This window comes from Nesterenkonia lutea, from assembly GCF_014873955.1.
Lineage (GTDB): Bacteria > Actinomycetota > Actinomycetes > Actinomycetales > Micrococcaceae > Nesterenkonia > Nesterenkonia lutea.
Window position 1 is genome coordinate 1,445,425 of sequence record NZ_JADBED010000001.1, and the last position, 19,005, is coordinate 1,464,429.

Consider the following 19,005-nt stretch of genomic DNA (forward strand, 5'->3'; position numbering starts at 1 on the left):
CCGGTCACTCCTGGGCGCGGTGCAGCGGTGTGGCGGTGTAGGACTCCACCGTCCCCGCCGCGTGCACGGTCTCGGCGGTGCGCGGCTCCTCGCGGGTGTGGACGTGGATGCGCCACCGGTAGCTGCCATCCTCGGCGGCGGCAGGATCGATCGGGGTCACGATGACCGAGTCGCCGAGCGTGTTGAGCTCATGCCGGAGCGAGGCGGCCCCGAGCGGATCGAGCCTGACCGTGCACATGACCTCGACGCCTCCGGCATCGTCCTGTGTGGGCGCAGAGTCCTGTGTGGGCGCAGAGTCCTGCCCCTGACTCCAGCCGGGCAGGTGCCGCAGCGAGTCGAAGTCCATGTCCTGGCCGGTGATCGTGGCGTGCAGCGCGATCAGCACCACGAGCAGCCCCGCCCCGCCCGAGTCCACGACTCCGGCGCGCTGGAGCACCGGCAGCTGTTCCCGGGTGGCCTCCACCGCGGCGAAGGCGCGGGCGATCACGGCTGGCATGACGGCCTCCAGAGCCGCTCGGCTCTCCGGCTCCTCCGCCTCGGCCGCCCTGCGGCGCACTTCGTCATGGACCGCGTCGAGCACGGAGAGCATGGTGCCGGCCACGGGATCGGTCAGCGCGGACCAGGAGCGGACCCGTGCCCGCTCCAGGGCGCTGCTGAGTCCCGTGATGGTCAGTCGCTCCTGCCCGTGGAGCGGCTCGGCGAGACCTGAGATCAGCACTGCCAGCAGGGTCCCGGAATTGCCGTAGGCCTCCGACATGGCCCGAGATCCGGCGGCGGCGAAGAGCTCGCCGAGATCCTGGCTCTGCGAGTGCTCAACGCTGCTGCGGCATGCCCTGATGGTGCCGAGCATGTTCTCCCCGGTGTCCGAGTCAGGGATGGGAAACACGTTGAGTCGGTTGAGGTTTCCCACGTTCTGTTCGAGGGCCGCCTCGGCGAGGATGAACCAGCGGTGCACAGCGGCGGCACCCTTGACCTTTCCCCTCATCGTCGGCGCCCCTCTCGGTGGTGGTTCGGTGGCCGCGAGCTCAGGCTCGCTCGAACCGGCTCATCTGCTGGCGGCATAGTCGTCCAGGGTGCTGTCGTCGATCGCGGAGGAGATCTCCGCCATGGCGGCCTCGTCCTGGTAGAAGATCCACTGGCCGTCGGCGGAGTAGCCGTTGCCGTCTGTCGGGACGGTGAACATGTCCACGCTGTTGGCGGCGCCGCGCATGTTCCAGCCCAGGGAGGCCACTGTGGAGGAGTCGAGGGTGTCGTCGACGATCAGGTGCGGGGAGAAGGTCTCCACCATGTCCTGGACGCGACCTGGGTTGCTCAGGTTTCCAGGGGTCAGGGTCTCGTCGATCACCGCGCGGATGAAGGCCTGCTGGTTCTTCACGCGCTGGAGGTCCCCGTCGGGGAAGCTCTTCCGGTGCCGGACGAAGGAGAGGGCCTCTTCCGAGTTCATGGTCTGCTCACCGGGCTGGAACGTGAATCCCTCCCCGGTGGTGAAGGACTCCTCGTAGCTCGAGTTCACGGTGACTCCGCCCAGGGCGTCGACCAGGCCGGTGAAGCCGAGCATGTCCACCGCGGCCACATGATCGATGCGCGCATCGAAGAGTGATTCGATGGTGCTGATGGTCAGCGGAAGCCCGCCCAGGCTCAGCGCGGCATTGATCTTGTGCTGTCCCTGACCCGGAACCTCGACCCAGAGGTCGCGCGGGATCGACATGATCTGCACGCTGTCGCGGTCCTCGGGGATGTGCACGAACATCATCGTGTCGGAGCGCCCGCCCTGCGGGACGTCAGGAAGGTTCTCCGATTCCCCGGATCCGCCGTTCGCGTCGGAGCCCAGGAGCAGGATGTTGATGGACTCGTCATCCTCGGCCTTCACCGGTCGCCCCTCCTCCTCGGGGAAGCTCTCCTCGAAGACCTGGGCGTTCTCCTCGTAGGCGCTGCTCAGCGAGTTCAGGTACATCATGGCCGCCACCAGCGCCCCGACCACGAGGACGGCGATCACGCTGACGATGATCAGCGCGGCTCGACGACCCTTGCGCTTGGTGGGCTTCGGCTCGTCGTACCCGACCTGGTAGGTCATCTGTGCTCCTGAAATGGGCAAATGCTATGGACTTCGTACAGAATATGTCATATGCCGTTCAACCCTGGATATCGCCGTGTGCACGGCCGTGGCGTCGTCGCCGGTCCGGCCGCGCTCCTCGCCGCGGGGCTGCTGCTCAGCGGCTGCGCGAGCACCGCCACGGTGGAGGCGGCCCCCGATGCGGCGAACCCCGAGTGTGCTGACGTCATGCTCGCGGTGCCCGAGGTCATCGGTGACCATGAGCTGCGCCCCACGACCTCCCAGGGCACCGCCGTCTGGGGGGACCCCAGTCAGGTGGTGGTGCGCTGCGGCGTCGAGCCGCCGGGGCCGAGCACCGAGCACTGTGTCGGCGCCGAGGGCGTGGACTGGCTCGCAGTGGAAGAGGACGACCAGACCTGGAGGCTGGTCAGCTATGGACGGGATCCCGCCGTGGAGGTGCTGCTGAACCTGGACCAGGTGGCCTCCTCCACGGCGATGCTGTCCATGTCCACGGCGGTGCAGCGGGTCGAGCAGACCCGGTCCTGCACGACCACCGAGCAGGACATCGAAGAGACCGAGGACGCCCAGGACGTCGCGGAGGGCTCAGCGCAGTCCGGCGGGACGCTGGAGCGCCAGTGAGATCAGCTCGGTGATGAGCTCCGGATAGTCGATCCCGGTGGCCTTCCACATCTGGGGGTACATGCTGATCGGGGTGAACCCGGGCATGGTGTTCACCTCGTTGATGACCACTTCGCCGTCGGTGGTGTAGAAGAAGTCGGCCCGAGAGATCCCCTCGGCGTCGAGCGCCTCGAAGGCGAGCACCGCCTGCCGCCGGATCTCCGCGCTGACCTCATCAGGCAGCTGCGCCGGACAGGAGAGGTCCGCCGCGGCGGAGTCGGTGTACTTGGCGTTGAAGTCATAGAACTGATGTTTCTGGGAACCGTCATGGACGACGATCTCGCCCAGCAGCGAGGCGCGGGCTTCAGCGCCGGAAGGGGAGCCGAGCACACCGCATTCGATCTCGCGGCCTTCGATCCCCTCTTCCACGATCACCTTGGGATCGTGCTTGCGGGCCTCCGCGATGGCGTCGGCGAGCCGGTCGAGATCCTCCACCCGAGTGATGCCCATGGAGGAGCCTGCGCGGGAGGGCTTGACGAACACCGGCAGCTTCAGCTCGCGGACCCTCTCGAGCGCGGCAGTGGGGTCCTGGGTCCACTGTCGGTCGGTGATGGTCACCCAGGGGCCGACGTGCAGGCCCGCCGCGGCGAAGGCGATCTTCATATGGTGCTTGTCCATGGCCATGGCTGAGCTGAGCACGCCCGCCCCGACATAGGGCAGACCGGCGAGCTCGAGCAGGCCCTGGAGCGTGCCGTCCTCGCCGAAGGGACCGTGGAGCAGCGGAAAGACGACGTCGACCTGGCCCATGGCCGTGGAGGATCCGTCGGGGTGAACCTCCATCAGCTCTGCGCTGCGCTCGGAGGAGCCGGCGGCCCCTGAATGCAGCTGGACCGTGGAGTCGGTGGGCAGGACGCGGGGAAGTTCATCCCCGCCGAAGGCGTGGGTGCGCGGGTCGGTCACGGGGCGCGTCCACTGTCCGGTGGCGGTGATCCCCACGGCGACCACGTCGAAAGCCTCGGTGTCGATCGCGTTGAGCACTCCGGCCGCGGTGACGCAGCTGACCGAATGCTCGGAGGACTGTCCTCCGAAGAGCACGAGGACCCGCGGCTTCAGGCCCGGGGCGGTGTCTGCCATGAATCTACTTTCCTTCGGCTTTGAGGTCTCGGGCCAGGAGCAGGGAGGCGAGCCGGTCGACCGGCAGCTTGTCCTCCAGAACCGCCACCACGGCTTCACAGATCGGCATCTCGATCTGGTGCTGGCGGGCGAGCTCCACGACGGCGGAGCCCGACTTCATCCCCTCTGCGGTCTGCGAGAGCCGCTCGGTCGCCTGCTCTGCGGTGAGGCCCTCCCCGAGGAGGCGGCCTGCGGTGCGGTTGCGGGAGAGCGGAGAGGCGCAGGTCGCGACGAGGTCGCCCAGGCCGGCGAGGCCGGAGAAGGTCTCCAGCTGGCCGCCGAGGACCGTGGCCAGCCGAGTGGTCTCGGCGAGCCCGCGGGTGATGACTGAAGCCTTGGAGTTGTCCCCCAGCTTCTGCCCGTCGCAGATGCCCACGGCCAGCGCGATGACGTTCTTGACGATTCCGGCGATCTCGACCCCGGTGACGTCGGTGTTGGTGTAGGGGCGGAAGTACTGGTTGTTGCACAGCGCGGCCACATGTTCGGCGACGAGCTCATCGGCGCAGGCCACCACTGAGGCGGTGGGCTCCTCGCGGGCGATCTCCATCGCGAGATTGGGACCCGAGATCACGACGGTCCGGTCGGGGCCGACTCCCAGCTCCTCTTCGATGACCTCGGACATGCGCAGGTCCGTGCCGCGCTCCAGGCCCTTGATCAGCGAGACCAGCACGGCGGAGTCGTGGAGATTCTCGCGGACCACGCTCAGGTGCGAGCGGAGGGACTGGGCCGGCACGGCGAGCACGATGACCTCGGCACCCTGGACAGCCTCGGCGAGATCGCTGGTGGCGGTGATGATCTCGGGGAGGGCGGTCTCCCCCAGATAGGTGGTGTTGGTATGGGACTCGTTGATCTCGGCGGCCGCTTCGGCCCGGCGTGCCCACAGGCGCACCGTGGTCTCGTGGCCGCCGAGCACGGCGGCGTCGGCGAGGACCTTCGCGAAGGTGGTGCCCCAGCTGCCGGCTCCGAGCACGGCGATCGTGGTCACGGCGAACCTTCCCGCGGGCGCTCCGGGGCGGAGCCTCGTCCGCCGTTGCGGGGCTGTGTGCGCGGGACGCGCTGGCGCAGGCTGCGGTCCCAGATCAGCTCGGGGGGAGCTTCCCCGCGCAGTGCGGAGACTCCCTCGGTGAGGGCGGCCTCGATGCGTTCGGTGGCCTCGCCGAGCACTGCGCGGGTCAGCGGTGCGGCGCGGAGGTCGCTCAGGTCGATCTCCTCCCCCACGGCGAGCCGGTAGCGCTTGCGCGGAAGGACCTTGGGCAGCTTGGCGTAGGTCCCGAAGAACTCCTGGACGCCCCAGTGGGTGATCGGGATCAGCGGGGCGCCGGTGCTCAGCGCCAGCCGGGCCGCGCCGGTCTTGGCGCGCATCGGCCAGCCCTCGGGATCACGGGTGAGGGTGCCCTCGGGGTAGATCATGATGGCCCCGCCCGCGGCGAGCACGTCGCGCGCCGCGTCCAGGGAGCGTCGCGCATCCGTGCGGCTGTCTCGGCTCACCGGGATCTGCTTCAGCCCGCTGAACACCCTGCCCAGCACGGGGATCCGGAACAGCGAGTCCTTGGTCATGAAGTGGAAGGTGTGCCCGCTGCGGTAGACCGCATGTGCCAGGGTCAGCGGATCCACCTCGCTGACGTGGTTGGCCACCACGATGAATCCGCCCTGGGGCAGCGCGTCGAGGTTCTCCCAGCTGCGGCCCAGCAGCAGGTTCAGCCCCGGGGTCACCAGGGCTGCGGCGGCCTCGAAGCCGATCCGGGTGCCGCGCCCGACTGTGTAGTCCACCTGGTCCGCGCGCGTCGACCTCGTGCGCGCCGACCTCGTGCGCGATCTGGTGCGCCGCCGATCCCGGCGCGCTGACCGGCGTCGGCCCTCAACGGGTGCTGGGTCGCTGCTGTTCTGGGTCACAGAGATCAAGCCTACCGGCCAGGATCAGCGTTCGGACATCTCGACATCCGCACCCAGTCCGATGAGCTTGTCCATGAAGTGCTCGTAGCCTCGGTTGATGACCTCGATGCCGGTCACGGTGGAGGTTCCCTTGGCCGCCAGTGCCGCGATCAGGTGGGAGAAGCCGCCGCGCAGGTCCGGGACGTTGATCTCGGCGCCGGTGAGCTCCACGGGTCCGGAGATGACTGCCGAGTGCAGGAAGTTGCGCTGGCCGAAGCGGCAGGGACTCGAGCCCAGGCATTCCCGATGCAGCTGGATGGAGGCTCCCATGCGCTCCAGCGCCTCGGTGAAGCCGAAGCGGTTCTCATAGACGGTCTCATGAACGATGGACACGCCGTGTGCCTGGGTCAGCGCGACGACGAGCGGCTGCTGCCAGTCGGTCATGAAGCCGGGGTGCACATCGGTCTCCAGGACCAGCGGCTTCAGCGCATGCCCGGCATGCCAGAAGCGGATGCCCTCGTCGTCCACGGAGAACTCCCCACCGATCTTGCGGTAGGTGTTCAAGAAGGCGGTGAGGTCGCGCTGTGCGGCGCCCTTGACGTAGATGTCGCCCTGGGTGACCAGTGCCGCAGAGGCCCAGGAGGCCGACTCGTTGCGGTCAGCGATGGCGCGGTGCTTATAGCCGGAGAGGCGCTCCACGCCTTCGATGCGGATCACCCGGTCGGTGTAGACCGTGATGATGGCGCCCATCTGCTGCAGTATCGCGATCAGGTCATGGATCTCGGGCTCCACCGCGGCGTTGTCCAGCTCCGTGATGCCCTCGGCGAGCACCGCGGTGAGCAGCACCTGCTCGGTGGCGCCCACGGAGGGGAAGGGCAGCGTGAGCTTGGCACCCTTGAGTCCGCGCGGGGCGGAGATGTGGATGCCGGTGGGGGTCTTGTCCACGACGGCGCCGAAGTTGCGCAGCACCTCGAGGTGATAGTTGATCGGGCGGTCACCGATCCGGCAGCCGCCCAGGTCCGGGATGAAGGCCTCGCCGTTCTGGTGCATCAGCGGTCCGCAGAGGAGGATCGGGATGCGGGAGTCGCCCGCGTAGGCGTCGATCTCAGAATGCGCGGCGCTGTACGTATCCCGGGGGTCCAGCGTGAGGTCTCCGGTCACCGGGTCGGCGTCGACCTTGACGCCGTGGATCTGGAGCAGGTTGGTGACGATCTCGACGTCTTTGATCTCTGGGACATTGCGCAGCTGGGAGGGCTCGCTGCCCAGCAGGGCGGCGACCATGGCCTTGGGCACCAGGTTCTTGGCACCCCTGACATGGACGGATCCTTCTAGTGGCTTTCCACCCTGGACGGTGAGCAGCTTGGCCATTGGACTGGATGTCCCTTCTTCGACAACGCGGAATGTAGCCATGCCACTGTAACCAACCCTGCTGGGATCCCTTCCCAGTTCCGCCCCTGGCTGAGGCAACGATTGGGTCAAGGCCCGTCGAGGGTGGGTCGCTGCCCGGCGGCTCAGACCTTTGCCGGCAGGGTTTTCGGCTTGAATCCGGGCCGCGTGGATTCGAACTTCTCCACGGCGGACTCCTCGCGCAGTGTGAGCGAGATATCGTCCAGGCCTTCCAGCAGGCGCCACCGGGTGTAGTTGTCGATCTCGAAGCTGGTCTCCACCGAGCCGCAGTGCACGGTGCGGTTCACCAGGTCCACGGTGATCTCGATCCCCGGATTGTTCTCGAGCTCCTTCCAGATCAGCTCCACATCGGGCTGGGCGACTTTTGCCGCGAGGAGCCCCTGCTTGGCCGAATTGCCGTAGAAGATGTCGGCGAAGCGGGAGGAGATCACAGCGCGGAATCCGTAGTCCTTCAGCGCCCAGACGGCGTGCTCTCGAGAGGACCCGGTGCCGAAGTCGGAGCCGGCCACCAGCACGGAGCCGTGCTGGTACTGCGGCTGGTTCAGCACGAAGTCAGGATTCTTGCGCCAGGAGGAGAAGAGTGCGTCTTCGAAACCGGTCTTGGTGATCCGTTTGAGGTAGACCGCAGGGATGATCTGGTCGGTGTCCACATTCGACTGCTTCAGCGGAACGCCGATGCCGGTGTGCGTGGTGATGGGTTCCATGATCTCTTTCTCAGTGACTTATGACCGAAGTGACGTACGACCGAACTGACATATGAGCTGAGCTGATGTCTCGGCAGAGCTCGGGCACGCCGGTGGGCGTTGCTCAGGCAGGCACGGGCGCGGGGTTCAGGACGTCGGCGGGGGCGGAGAGCGTGCCGCGGATCGCGGTGGCCGCGGCGACCACCGGGGAGACCAGGTGGGTCCTGCCGCCCTTGCCCTGGCGTCCCTCGAAGTTGCGGTTCGAGGTGGAGGCGCAGCGCTCGCCTTCAGCCAGCTGGTCAGGGTTCATGCCCAGACACATCGAGCAGCCGGCGAAGCGCCATTCCGCGCCGAAGTCCTTGAACACCTGGTCAAGACCTTCAGCCTCCGCCTGCAGGCGCACCTTGGCAGAGCCGGGGACCACGATCATGCGCACCTGGGGATCCTTCTGCCGCCCGCCGATGATCTCGGCAGCGGCACGCAGGTCCTCCATCCGGGAGTTTGTGCACGAGCCCAGGAAGACGGTGTCCACCCGGATGTCCTTCATCAGGGTTCCCGGTTCGAGGTCCATGTAGGTCAGCGCGCGCTCAGCGGATTCGCGGGCGACATCGTCGGTGAAGTCCGTGGGCGCCGGAACTGCGCCGTTGAGGCTCACGCCCTGGCCGGGGTTGGTTCCCCAGGTGACGAAGGGATCCAGCGTGTCGGCGTCGAGGATCACCTCGGCGTCGAACTGTGCACCGTCATCAGTGCGCAGCGACTCCCAGTATTCGACGGCCTGGCCCCACTCCTCGCCCTGCGGGGCGTGGGGACGTCCCTTGATGAACTCGAAGGTGGTCTGGTCGGGGGCGATCATCCCGGCGCGGGCGCCGGCCTCGATGGACATGTTGCAGATGGTCATGCGCGCGTCCATGGAGAGCTCCTCGATGGCGCTGCCGCGATATTCGAGCACGTAGCCCTGTCCGCCGCCGGTGCCGATCTCGGCGATGACCGCCAGGATGATGTCCTTGGAGCTGACCCCCTCACGCAGCGAGCCGTTGACCGTGATGGCCATGGTCTTGAAGGGCTTCAGCGGCAGCGTCTGGGTGGCGAGCACATGCTCCACCTCCGAGGTGCCGATGCCCATGGCGAGCGCGCCGAAGGCTCCGTGGGTCGAGGTGTGGGAGTCGCCGCAGACCACGGTCATGCCGGGCTGGGTGAGTCCGAGCTGGGGGCCCACCACGTGGACGATCCCCTGGTCCGCGTCGCCCAGGGAATGGATGCGCACGCCGAACTCCTCGGCGTTGGCGCGGAGCGTGTCCACCTGCTTGCGCGAGATCGGGTCCGCGATGGGCTTGTCGATCTCCAGCGTGGGGGTGTTGTGGTCCTCGGTGGCGATGGTCAGATCCGGGCGGCGGACCGGACGTCCGGCCAGGCGGAGACCCTCGAAGGCCTGCGGGCTGGTGACCTCGTGAACCAGGTGCAGGTCGATGTAGAGAAGGTCAGGGGAACGCTGACCGTCGGATTCCTTACCGGGAACGACCACGTGGTCGCGCCAGACCTTTTCAGGCAATGTGAGTGGCTTCTCTGCCATGGGATCCTCCTGATGGGCTCACGCTCTACAGAATCACCAATGCGCGGCGGCATCTATACCTCGCCGTACAGGTCTCATTATCTGAGATCGCGCGGAGATTTGCCAGTATCATGGGGGCATGCCAGCTTCGCCCTACTCGCCCCGCCCCGGTGAGCCGTATCCGCCGCAGGGCTCCCCCTCCCCCGCCTCCCGGGCGCCGGGCACCAGGCCCCGACGGATGGTGGCGCAGAAGCTTGCGCCCGCGGGGACAGGAGCCGGAACATCGGCCGCGCTGCCGCCGGATCCTCCGCGGCCGCTGCACTCTCCCTCGGGCATCGGCGTGGTGGACAAGTCCGTGATGATCATGGATGCCCTGGAAGCCGGACCCGCCTCCCTGGCGCAGCTGGTGGAATGCACCGGGCTGGCGCGCCCCACAGTGCATCGGCTGGCCAGCGCGCTGGTGCACCACCGGTTCCTCAGCCGCGATGTGCGAGGACGCTATGTCATCGGCTCCCGGCTCGCCGAGCTGGCCTCTGCGGCCGGCGACGACCGGCTGGTCACCGCGGCGGGACCCATTCTGCTGCGGCTCCGCGACGCCACCGGAGAGAGCTCGCAGCTCTACCGCCGCCAGGGTGATGCCCGCGTCTGTGTGGCCTCGGCCGAGCGACCCATCGGGCTGCGCGACTCCATCCCGGTGGGCACCCAGCTCTCCATGAAGGCCGGCTCGGCCGCCCAGGTGCTGCTCGCCTGGGAGGATCACGAGAGACTCGTCGAGGGTCTCCAGGGTGCACGCTTCACCCCCACGGTGCTCGCCGGTGTGCGACGCCGCGGCTGGGGCGAGTCTCTCGGGGAGCGCGAGGCAGGGGTCGCCTCCGTCTCGGCGGCGGTGCGCGGGCCCAGCGGACGAGTGATCGCCGCAGTCTCCATCTCGGGGCCGATCGAACGGCTGACCCGTCAGCCCGGACGGCAGTACGCCGGCGTCGTCGTCCAGGCGGCGCACCAGCTCACAGAACTCGTGCGCAAGAACCCCGATGCCGCGGAGCACGGTCTCGGCGAGCAATAGGAATACGGCACACCAATAGTCGGGCATTGCCGCAAATGTTCATCCCGCCCTTATGATGAGGGCGTGATTGAGAATATTAGTGTCATCGGAACCGGCTACCTCGGCGCCACCCATGCGGCATGCATGGCAGAACTGGGCTATAACGTGCTCGGCGTGGACATCGACCCTGAAAAGATCGATTCGCTCTCCCGCGGAGAGCTTCCCTTCCATGAACCCGGCCTTCCGGAGCTGATCCGCAAGCATGTGGACTCCGGTCGCCTGCGCTTCACCACAGACCTCGAAGAGGTCGGCGCCTGGGGCGACGTCCACTTCATCGCCGTGGGCACCCCGCAGCAGGCCGGCGGCACCGGAGCGGACATGACCTTCGTCAATGCCGCCACCGCCTCGCTCGCGCGGGCCATCACCAAGGACGCGCTCATCGTCGGCAAGTCCACCGTCCCGGTGGGCACGGCACGCCGCCTGGCCAAGCTGGTCGAAGAAGAGTCCGCGGCCGGTGTCCGCGTCACCCTGGCCTGGAACCCTGAGTTCCTGCGCGAGGGCTTCGCCGTGAAGGACACGATCAGTCCTGACCGGCTCGTGGTCGGCACCGCCGATCCCGCGGACGAGGCGATCCTGCGCGACGTCTACTCCGACGCGCTGGGCCGTGACACCCCGTGGATCAACACCGACTTCGAGACCGCCGAGCTGGTCAAGGTCGCCGCGAACGCCTTCCTGGCCACCAAGATCTCCTTCATCAACGCGTTCTCCGAGGTGACCGAGGCCGTGGGCGGCAACATCACCACCCTGGCCGACGCGATCGGCCATGACACTCGGATCGGGCGCAAGTTCCTCAACGCCGGCGTGGGCTTCGGCGGAGGCTGCCTGCCCAAGGACATCCGCGCGCTGCAGACCCGTGTGGGCGAGCTGGGCCTGGACCACACGATGCGGTTCCTCGATGAGATGGACCAGATCAACCTGCGCCGCCGCGACCGTGTGGTCAACCTCGCGGAGAACATCCTCTCCGGGGACCTCACCGGCAAGCGCATCGCTGTCCTCGGCGTGGCCTTCAAGCCGCTCTCCGACGATGTCCGGGACTCCCCCGGGCTCGACGTCGCCGTGCGCCTGTTCAGCGGCGGCGCGGACGTCGCGGTCTATGACCCCGAGGGCAACCGCAACGCGGCCAAGCGCTTCCCCCGGCTGGGGTATGTGGATTCACTCACCGAGGCGGTGACCGGCGCCGACCTGGTGGTGCTGACCACCGAATGGAACGAGTTCAAGGCCCTGACCCCGGCCGATCTCGAGTCGCTCGTGGGGCAGAAGCAGTTCATCGACGCGCGCAACGTGCTCGACGCCAGCGAATGGGAGGGCGCCGGCTGGCGCTTCGCCCAGCTCGGTCGACACTTCGCCGACGCCTGAGTCGAATGATCACCGACGCCTGAGTCGAATGATCACCGACGCCTGAGTCGAATCGTCACCGACGCCTGAGCGGGCTGGGGCTCAGTCTCGCATCGAGTCCCAGCCGAGCTCATCGATGGCGCTCTCGAGGATCACCTCGAGGGCGCCATCGGCGTGTCCGGCGTCTTCTGCGCGCTCGCCGGTCTGTGCAGGGCCGATGACCTCGCCGATCCGGTGGAAGCCCTCCGGCAGGGCGGCCCCGGCGGGAAATGTTGCCAGGAGGGCATAGTCCTCACCGCCGGCGGCGGCCCAGCGCAGAGTCTGCGTCTCGGGAAGGTTCAGCGCCTGCGCGGCTGGACGCAGAGCCCGCGCCTGCGCACGGAGGGCCTGATCCTCGATCCGGACGCGCACTCCCGAGGCCCGGGCCAGCCTGCCCGCGTCGCGCAGCAGGCCGTCGGAGAGGTCCATTCCCGCGGTGGCGCCGGCGTCCACGGCGATCATGCCCGTGGTCAGCGCCGGGCGGGGCGCGAGCTGAGCCTCGCGCAGCGCGGCGAGCTCCTCTTCTGCGCAGCCATGTCCGGCCTCGAGCAGGGCCAGGCCGGCCGCCGCTCGCCCCAGCGGGCCGGCTGCCGTCAGCTGGTCGCCCGGGCGTGCCCCGTCGCGGCGCAGGGGGGCTCGCGCAGCACCGAGTCTTCCCACAGCGGTGATGCTCACCGAGATGCCGGGCCCTGAGCCGAGATCTCCACCGGCGACGATGCAGTGCTCGGCGCCGACGGTCTGGAGCCCCTGCGTCAGGCCGCGGTAGAACCCGCGCACCCAGTCCAGCGGGGTGTCAGCGGGCAGCGTGAGACTCACCAGCAGGGAGATCGGGGTCGCGGCCATGGCGTTGAGGTCGGAGAGGTTCTGTGCAACGGCCTTGCGGCCCACGGCGGTGCCCGCGGGCAGGCCCTGGTCCTCAGGGGACCACCAGCTCAGCCGGAAATCCTGGTCCTGGCTCATGGTGTCAGTGGTGAGCACGATGCGGGCGGGCGCGCCGTCGTCGGGCAGCTCCAGGATCGCCGCATCGTCGCCGGGCGGCAGCGTCATCTTCACGGGGGCCGTGGCGGAGGCTGAGGCGCTGCCCAGCTCGTCCATGATGATCTCGAGGACGGCGTCCTCCCCGGCCTGACCCACGCTGCACGCTGCGCTCATCCCGGACTCCCCTCTGCGGCGCTGGGCCGGCAGCACCTGCTGCAGCGGCCGCGAGCCGGGGTCCGGCCCGGCGCGCGGGTCTCACCCTACACAGATCCCCGGCACGATCCGCTGTCCCGCTCTTCCGGCCCTGTCCGGTCGTCTCACCGCCGGCACTGCCCTGTGGGGTCTCCGGATGGACACCTGGGCCCGGGAGGTGGCATGGTCGCCCGATGGACATGACTCAATTCTGGGACGGGTGGGACCCGATCATCCACACCGTCATCACCCTGACAGCTGGCTACATCGCGCTGATCTTCATCCTGCGGCTCTCCGGGCCACGGACCATGGCGAACATGACGCCGATCGACTTCATCGTGGCCGTGACCATCGGCTCAGCCTTCGGACGCACGATCACCGCGGTGGACGTCCCGCTCAGCCAGGCCCTGGTCACGCTCCTGCTGCTGGTGTGGCTGCAGTGGCTCATGGCATGGGTGCGCGGTCGTTCCCCCAAGATGCGCCGGCTGCTCGATGCGCCCCCGGTGCTTCTCTATTACCGGGGAAAGTTCCAGCGCAAGGCGCTGCGCAAGCACCAGCTGGTCGAGGATGACGTGCACACTGCGGTGCGGAACTCCTCCTCCGGGGACATCGACGGGGTCTCTGCCGTGATCCTCGAGCAGAACGGCGGTCTGGTGGTCATCGGAGAGGACCAGCTCGGCGACGCCTCGTCCGTGCTGCCCTATACCGGCGACGCCGAGAAGAACTGACCCCTCCGCCCCTCAACGGTGGGGGACGCAGAAAAGCGCCCGGCCTCTTGCGAGACCGGGCGCTTCTGTGCCACCTGCAGTGGTGACCCCAGCGGGATTCGAACCCGCGTTACCGCCGTGAGAGGGCAGCGTACTAGGCCGCTATACGATGGGGCCCTATGAAATTGATGCTCCAGCTGCGCTGGAGGTGCTGCGCGGAGAGTCCGTCTCCGATCTGCGAGCAGACCGGGGACGAACGACCGTGACCCCAGCGGGATTCGAACCCGCGTTACCGCCGTGAGAGGGCAGCGTACTAGGCCGCTATACGATGGGGCCGCATTCCATGACTGTGGCCCCCGTCGCCGAGGGCCGATCGTGCTGTGGCAGACACCGAAACCGGGTCTCCGCTGGGCTACTAGGACTCGAACCTAGAACGACGGTACCAGAAACCGCTGTGTTGCCAATTACACCATAGCCCACTATTCGCTTATCAACCGCTTCGTTCCGGGCCGATTCTCGCGTCCAGCAACGGGAATCAACTATACACACTGGTGGCGCCCAAGCACAAAATGAGCCGGGCGCCGCCAGCGCCAGCATCAGTTCACCTCAGCCGCGCGCAGCGGCCAGCTCGCGGAATCGGCGAAGCCGGCTCAGCGATGATTCGCGCCCCAGCAGCTCCATGGACTCGAACAGCGGCGGGGAGACCCGGCGTCCCGAGATCGCCGAGCGCACGGCGCCGAAGGCCTTGCGCGGCTTGAGCTGCATCCTCTCGACCAGCGCCTCGCGCAGGGCGGACTCGATGGTCTCCGTGGTCCAGCTCTGCTCGGCGAGCGACTCCAGCGCCGCGATGGAGGCATCCAGCGTCTCGAAGACCTGATCCCCCAGCCCGCTGAAGGCCTTCTCCTCGATGTCCAGAGCCTCGTCCGCGGTGAAGAGGAAGGTCATCATGTCAGCTCCCTCGTCCAGCAGCGCGATCCGCTCCTGCACCAGCGGGGCCGCGCCGTCGAGCATCACAGCCTCCCGCTGCTCCAGCGGCTCCCCGACGAGCCCGCGGGCCTGCAGGTAGGGGACCAGCCGGTCGCGGAAGTCTGCGGCCTCCAGGCGGCGGATATGGGTGCCGTTGATGGCCTCGGCCTTCTTCACGTCGAAACGCGCCGGGTTGGCCAGCACATCTGCGATGTCGAAGTGCTCGATGAGCTCGTCGACGGTGAAGATGTCCTCCTCGGCGGAGAGCGACCAGCCCAGCAGCGCGAGGTAGTTCAGCAGCCCCTCGCGGATGAAGCCTCGGTCCCGGTGATGGAAGAGGTTCGATTCCGGGTCCCGCTTGGAGAGCTTCTTGTTCCCCTCCCCCATGACGTAGGGCAGGTGGCCGAAGACCGGCATGTGCCTGGCGACGCCCACGGCATGCAGCGCCCGGTACAGCGCGACCTGGCGCGGCGTGGAGGAGAGCAGGTCCTCTCCACGCAGCACGTGGGTGATCTCCATGAGCGCGTCATCCACCGGGTTGACCAGCGTGTACAGCGGCTGGCCGTTCGCCCTGGCCACCACGAAGTCAGGTGCGGAGCCCGCGCCGAAGGTGATCTCCCCGCGCACGGCGTCGGTGAAGCTGATGTCCTCATCGGGCATCCGGAAGCGCAGCACCGGTTCGCGACCTTCGGCCCGGTAGGCGTCGATCTGCTCCTGGCTCAGCTCGCGGTCGAAGCCGTCGTAGCCCAGCTTCGGGTCGCGTCCGGCGGCGAGATGGCGCTCCTCGACCTCCTGCGGCGTGGAATACGCCTCGTACACGAATCCTGCGACCTGCAGCTTCTGCAGCACCTCGGCGTAGATCTCGCCGCGCTGGGACTGCCGGTAGGGCTCGTGCGGCCCGCCCGCCTCCGCGCCCTCGTCCCAGTCGATGCCGAGCCAGCGCAGCGCCTCGAGCAGCTGCTGATACGACTCCTCGGAGTCACGCGCGGCATCGGTGTCCTCGATCCGGAAGATCAGCTTCCCGCCGGTGTGCCGGGCGTAGGCCCAGTTGAACAGCGCAGTGCGGATCAGGCCGACGTGCGGGGTGCCGGTGGGCGAGGGGCAGAACCGGACGCGGACCTGGGTCTGCGGATCGACGGCGGGGATCTTCTCTACGGGTGCAGCAGTGACAGTCATAGGGGGAATCAGTTCCTGAAGTGGTTGAGGAGCGTGCCGATGCCTTCGATCTCCGCCTCGAAGCGGTCACCGGAGCTGAGCAGTCCGACGCCGGCAGGAGTGCCGGTGAGGATGACATCGCCTGGGAGCAGGGTGAAGGCCTGAGAGATGTAGGAGACCAGCTCGGCCACTCCGAAGATCATCTCCGAGGTGGAGCCGTCCTGCACGGTGTCCCCGTTGAGCCTGCCGGTGATCCGCAGACCTTCGGTCTCCAGCTCCGTCTCGATCCATGGGCCCAGCGGCGTGGAGCCGTCGAAGCCCTTGGCGCGGGCCCACTGACCGTCGGTGCGCTGGGCGTCGCGGGCAGTGAGATCATTGGCCACGGTGTAGCCGAAGATGACCTCCTCGACCCGGTCCACCGGCACGTCCTTGCAGATGCGTCCGATGACGACGGCCAGCTCGGCCTCGTAGCTGATCTCCTCGGAGAAGGAGGGCAGGGTCACCGGCTCGTTCGGTCCCAGGACCGCGGTGTTCGGGATCAGGAACAGCAGCGGGGAGACCGGGATCTCTCCGCCCATCTCCGCCACATGGTCGGCGTAGTTCCTGCCCACCCCGATGACCTTGGAGCGCGGAATGATGGGCGCGACCAGGCGCACATCCTCCAGCTTGTGGGTGGTCTCGGTCTGCTGGATGCCCTGGTAGAAGGGGTCCCCAGCCAGTCCGATGATGATCTCTTCGCCCTCTTCCCCGGTGACAAGACCGTAGGAAGGTTCGGCGTCCGTGACAAAACGTGCAATGCGCATGGGTCAACTCTATCGCCCGGGCGCATCCTCCACGTCGTCCAGCTGATCAGGCGAGCCGGTGCATCCAGCCGTGGCGATCCTCCACCGCACCGGTCTGGATGCCCAGCAGCTCCTCGCGCAGCGCGAGGGTGATCTCTCCGGTCCCGGCGGAGGCGATGCTGCGCTCGGCATCGACGAGCTCCCCGATGGGGGTGATGACTGCTGCGGTGCCGCAGGCGAAGGCTTCGGTGATGCTGCCGTCGGTGATCCCGGCGTCCCATTCCTCCAGGGTGATCTGACGCTCCTGAACCTCCATCCCGCGGTCGGTGGCCAGCTGGATCACCGAGGCGCGGGTGATGCCCTCCAGGATCGTGCCGGTCAGCGCCGGGGTGATGAGCTTGTTGTCCGCGGTCACCAGGAAGACGTTCATGCCGCCGAGCTCCTCGATCGCGTTCTCACGCAGCGGGTCCAGGAAGAGCACCTGGTCGCAGCCCTTGGCGGCGGCCTGCTGCTGGGCGGCCAGGGACCCGGCATAGTTCCCGCCGGTCTTGGCCGCACCGGTTCCGCCGGGAGCGGCGCGGATGTAGTCCCGGGAGACCCAGATGCGGACCGGCTTGAGCTCGCCGCCGAAGTAGTTCCCGGCCGGGCAGGCGATCACCCGATAGGAGACCTCACGGGCAGAGCGGACCCCGAGGAACGCCTCGGAGGCGAACATGAAGGGCCGCAGGTAGAGCGCCTCGCCGTCGCCGTCGGGGACCCAGGCCTTGTCGGTCTGGACCAGCTCTTCCAGCGATTCGATGAAGAGCTCCTCGGGAAGCTCAGGCAGCGCCATGCGTCCGGCCGAGCGGTTGAGCCGTTTGGCGTTCTCCCAGGGACGGAAGGTGTAGATCCCGCCGTCAGCGTGGCGGTAGGCCTTCATCCCCTCGAAGATCTCCTGCGCGTAGTGCAGCACGGCCGCCGCAGGGTCCAGCGAGATCGAGCCGTAGGGCTCCACCCGGGCGCTGCCCCAGCCACCCTCGGACGTCCAGTCGATCACCGAGGTGTGATCGGTGAAGTGGGTCCCGAAGCCCGGATCCGCCAGGATCTCCTTCAGCCGGTCGGCTGAGGTGGGCGCGGGGTGGGGGGTGTGATCGAACGTCATGGTGACCTTTCAGATGTGCACGAGCGGATGCGCCCTGCGGGACGTGTCTCGGGCCCTACTCTACGAGAAGCGCTGCGCTCCGGCTCAGCTGCCGTCCGGCTCAGCGCCGTCCGGCTCGCCGCCGAGCTGCTCGGCGCGCTGTCAAGCCGTCAGCTGGACAGGCGGGCCACGAAGGCGTCGCCGCGCTGGCTGGTGCTCAGCCCGGAAGTGCCGTCCTGCGCCCACTGGCTCAGCTGCGCGAGGACTGCGGCCTCCACGCGTGCCGCAGCCTCGCCGAGGCCCAGGTGATCGAGCATCAGTGCGGCGGAGAGCACCGCCGCGGTGGGGTCGGCGATCGCCTTGCCGGCGATGTCCGGTGCGGAGCCGTGCACCGGCTCGAACATCGACGGCGCGGTGCCGGCAGTGTTGATCGAGGCGGAGGCGGCCAGACCGATGCCGCCGCTGATGGCCGGAGCCAGGTCGGTGAGGATGTCCCCGAAGAGGTTGTCGGTGACGATCACGTCGAAGCGCTGTGGGTTGTTGACCATGTGGATGGTGGCGGCGTCCACGTGCATGTAGTCCCAGCGGACGTCGGGGAAGGACTTGGCCACCGCCGTCGTCGTCCGGGTCCAGAGGTCGCCGGAGTAGGTGAGCACGTTGTTCTTGTGCACCAGGGTCAGGTGCTTGTCCCGGGCCTGAGCGCGGGTGAAGGCGTCTTCAACGACCCGGCGGACGCCATAGGCGGTGTTGACCGAGACCTCGGTGGCGATCTCCGCGTCGGTGCCGCGGCGCAGCAGTCCGCCGTTGCCGGCGTAGGGGCCCTCGGTGCCCTCGCGGACGACGACGAAGTCGATCGGATGCTCCTCGTCGACTCCGCGCAGCGGGGAGACGACCCCGGGGTAGGAGCGGGTGGGACGCAGGTTCACGCAGTGGTCGAGGTTGAAGCGCAGTCCCAGCAGCAGCTCACGCTCGATGATCCCGGAGGGCACCCGGGTGTCCAGCGGATCGGCGCCCACAGCGCCGAAGAGGATCGCGTCGTGCCCACGCAGGGCCTGCAGCGTCTCCTCGGTGAGCGTCTCCCCTGTGGTGAGCCAGTGCTCGGCGCCCAGGGAGTACTCGATGTAGGTGAACTCGGCGCTCTCCGGGGCGAGGGCGGCGTCGAGCACCTTGCGCGCCTCGGCCACGACCTCGGGGCCGATGCCGTCTCCGCCGATTACTGCGATCTCGAATGTGTTCTCAGCCATAGCGTCACTCTATGCCCAACCTCGGAGCAG

17 protein-coding genes and 3 tRNA genes are annotated in these 19,005 nt (G+C 68.0%); 4 read left to right on the forward strand and 16 right to left on the reverse strand.

Going from position 1 to position 19,005, the window contains the following annotated elements:
- Window positions 1–4 precede the first annotated feature (4 nt).
- Both H4W27_RS13580 and H4W27_RS06575 read right to left on the reverse strand, forming a co-directional pair.
- Window positions 5–985, reverse strand: coding sequence for a DAK2 domain-containing protein (locus H4W27_RS13580; protein WP_225939029.1), 981 nt, complete (start codon window positions 983–985; stop codon window positions 5–7).
- 60 nt (window positions 986–1,045) lie between these two features.
- Window positions 1,046–2,074 carry an LCP family protein gene (locus H4W27_RS06575; RefSeq protein WP_192595224.1) on the reverse strand — a complete coding sequence of 343 codons (1,029 nt, stop codon included), beginning with the start codon at window positions 2,072–2,074 and terminating at the stop codon, window positions 1,046–1,048.
- Between the two features lie 51 nt (window positions 2,075–2,125).
- Between H4W27_RS06575 and H4W27_RS06580 the strand changes: the two genes are divergently transcribed.
- Window positions 2,126–2,692 carry a DUF3515 domain-containing protein gene (locus H4W27_RS06580; RefSeq protein WP_192595225.1) on the forward strand — a complete coding sequence of 189 codons (567 nt, stop codon included), beginning with the start codon at window positions 2,126–2,128 and terminating at the stop codon, window positions 2,690–2,692.
- Here H4W27_RS06580 and H4W27_RS06585 read toward each other — a convergent pair.
- The 6 genes from H4W27_RS06585 to leuC all read right to left on the reverse strand — a co-directional run bounded on the left by H4W27_RS06585 (window position 2,657) and on the right by leuC (window position 9,376).
- Window positions 2,657–3,805, reverse strand: coding sequence for a D-alanine--D-alanine ligase family protein (locus H4W27_RS06585; RefSeq protein WP_192595226.1), 1,149 nt, complete (start codon window positions 3,803–3,805; stop codon window positions 2,657–2,659). The two genes, H4W27_RS06580 and H4W27_RS06585, sit on opposite strands and share 36 nt — an antisense overlap.
- 4 nt (window positions 3,806–3,809) lie before the next feature.
- Window positions 3,810–4,829, reverse strand: coding sequence for an NAD(P)H-dependent glycerol-3-phosphate dehydrogenase (locus H4W27_RS06590; protein ID WP_192595227.1), 1,020 nt, complete (start codon window positions 4,827–4,829; stop codon window positions 3,810–3,812).
- Window positions 4,826–5,614: a lysophospholipid acyltransferase family protein gene (locus H4W27_RS06595; RefSeq protein WP_318782204.1), complete on the reverse strand. Its 789-nt coding sequence runs from the start codon at window positions 5,612–5,614 to the stop codon at window positions 4,826–4,828. The genes H4W27_RS06590 and H4W27_RS06595 overlap by 4 nt, the downstream gene beginning before the upstream one ends.
- Window positions 5,615–5,761: 147 nt before the next feature.
- Window positions 5,762–7,084, reverse strand: a complete 1,323-nt coding sequence (murA, locus tag H4W27_RS06600) for a UDP-N-acetylglucosamine 1-carboxyvinyltransferase (protein ID WP_192596474.1) — start codon at window positions 7,082–7,084, stop codon at window positions 5,762–5,764.
- Window positions 7,085–7,227: 143 nt separating this feature from the next.
- A complete protein-coding gene (gene leuD / locus H4W27_RS06605; protein ID WP_192595229.1) occupies window positions 7,228–7,827 on the reverse strand; it encodes a 3-isopropylmalate dehydratase small subunit in 600 nt (199 codons plus the stop codon).
- 103 nt (window positions 7,828–7,930) lie between these two features.
- Entirely contained in the window at window positions 7,931–9,376 is a 1,446-nt protein-coding gene (gene leuC / locus H4W27_RS06610; RefSeq protein ID WP_192595230.1) for a 3-isopropylmalate dehydratase large subunit, read from the reverse strand.
- 217 nt (window positions 9,377–9,593) lie between these two features.
- Between leuC and H4W27_RS06615 the strand changes: the two genes are divergently transcribed.
- Both H4W27_RS06615 and H4W27_RS06620 read left to right on the forward strand, forming a co-directional pair.
- Window positions 9,594–10,418, forward strand: a complete 825-nt coding sequence (locus H4W27_RS06615; RefSeq protein WP_404821865.1) for an IclR family transcriptional regulator — start codon at window positions 9,594–9,596, stop codon at window positions 10,416–10,418.
- Between the two features lie 63 nt (window positions 10,419–10,481).
- Window positions 10,482–11,813, forward strand: coding sequence for a UDP-glucose dehydrogenase family protein (locus H4W27_RS06620; protein ID WP_192595231.1), 1,332 nt, complete (start codon window positions 10,482–10,484; stop codon window positions 11,811–11,813).
- Window positions 11,814–11,894: 81 nt separating this feature from the next.
- Here H4W27_RS06620 and thiL read toward each other — a convergent pair whose 3' ends face one another.
- Complete coding sequence (gene thiL, locus H4W27_RS06625; RefSeq protein ID WP_192595232.1) at window positions 11,895–12,983, reverse strand: thiamine-phosphate kinase; 1,089 nt, start codon at window positions 12,981–12,983, stop codon at window positions 11,895–11,897.
- Between the two features lie 212 nt (window positions 12,984–13,195).
- On the opposite strand from thiL, the gene H4W27_RS06630 reads away from it, so the two are divergent.
- Window positions 13,196–13,729 carry a DUF421 domain-containing protein gene (locus H4W27_RS06630; protein ID WP_192595233.1) on the forward strand — a complete coding sequence of 178 codons (534 nt, stop codon included), beginning with the start codon at window positions 13,196–13,198 and terminating at the stop codon, window positions 13,727–13,729.
- 80 nt (window positions 13,730–13,809) lie between these two features.
- Here H4W27_RS06630 and H4W27_RS06635 read toward each other — a convergent pair.
- From H4W27_RS06635 to H4W27_RS06665, 7 genes are all read right to left on the reverse strand, one after another.
- Window positions 13,810–13,885 (reverse strand) — tRNA-Glu (locus H4W27_RS06635).
- 86 nt (window positions 13,886–13,971) lie between these two features.
- A tRNA-Glu gene (locus tag H4W27_RS06640) sits at window positions 13,972–14,044 on the reverse strand.
- A gap of 71 nt (window positions 14,045–14,115) precedes the next feature.
- Window positions 14,116–14,187 (reverse strand) — tRNA-Gln (locus H4W27_RS06645).
- Between the two features lie 127 nt (window positions 14,188–14,314).
- On the reverse strand, window positions 14,315–15,850 hold the full coding sequence (gene gltX, locus H4W27_RS06650) for a glutamate--tRNA ligase (protein WP_192595234.1): 1,536 nt from the start codon (window positions 15,848–15,850) through the stop codon (window positions 14,315–14,317).
- An 8-nt stretch (window positions 15,851–15,858) separates the two neighbouring features.
- Complete coding sequence (locus H4W27_RS06655) at window positions 15,859–16,632, reverse strand: fumarylacetoacetate hydrolase family protein (RefSeq protein WP_192595235.1); 774 nt, start codon at window positions 16,630–16,632, stop codon at window positions 15,859–15,861.
- A 46-nt stretch (window positions 16,633–16,678) separates the two neighbouring features.
- Window positions 16,679–17,752 (reverse strand): branched-chain amino acid aminotransferase, encoded by a 1,074-nt coding sequence (locus H4W27_RS06660; protein WP_192595236.1) that lies wholly within the window; start codon window positions 17,750–17,752, stop codon window positions 16,679–16,681.
- A 149-nt stretch (window positions 17,753–17,901) separates the two neighbouring features.
- The gene (locus H4W27_RS06665) at window positions 17,902–18,975 is read right to left on the reverse strand and encodes a 3-isopropylmalate dehydrogenase (protein ID WP_192595237.1); all 1,074 of its coding nucleotides are present in this window, start codon (window positions 18,973–18,975) and stop codon (window positions 17,902–17,904) included.
- Window positions 18,976–19,005 lie beyond the last annotated feature (30 nt).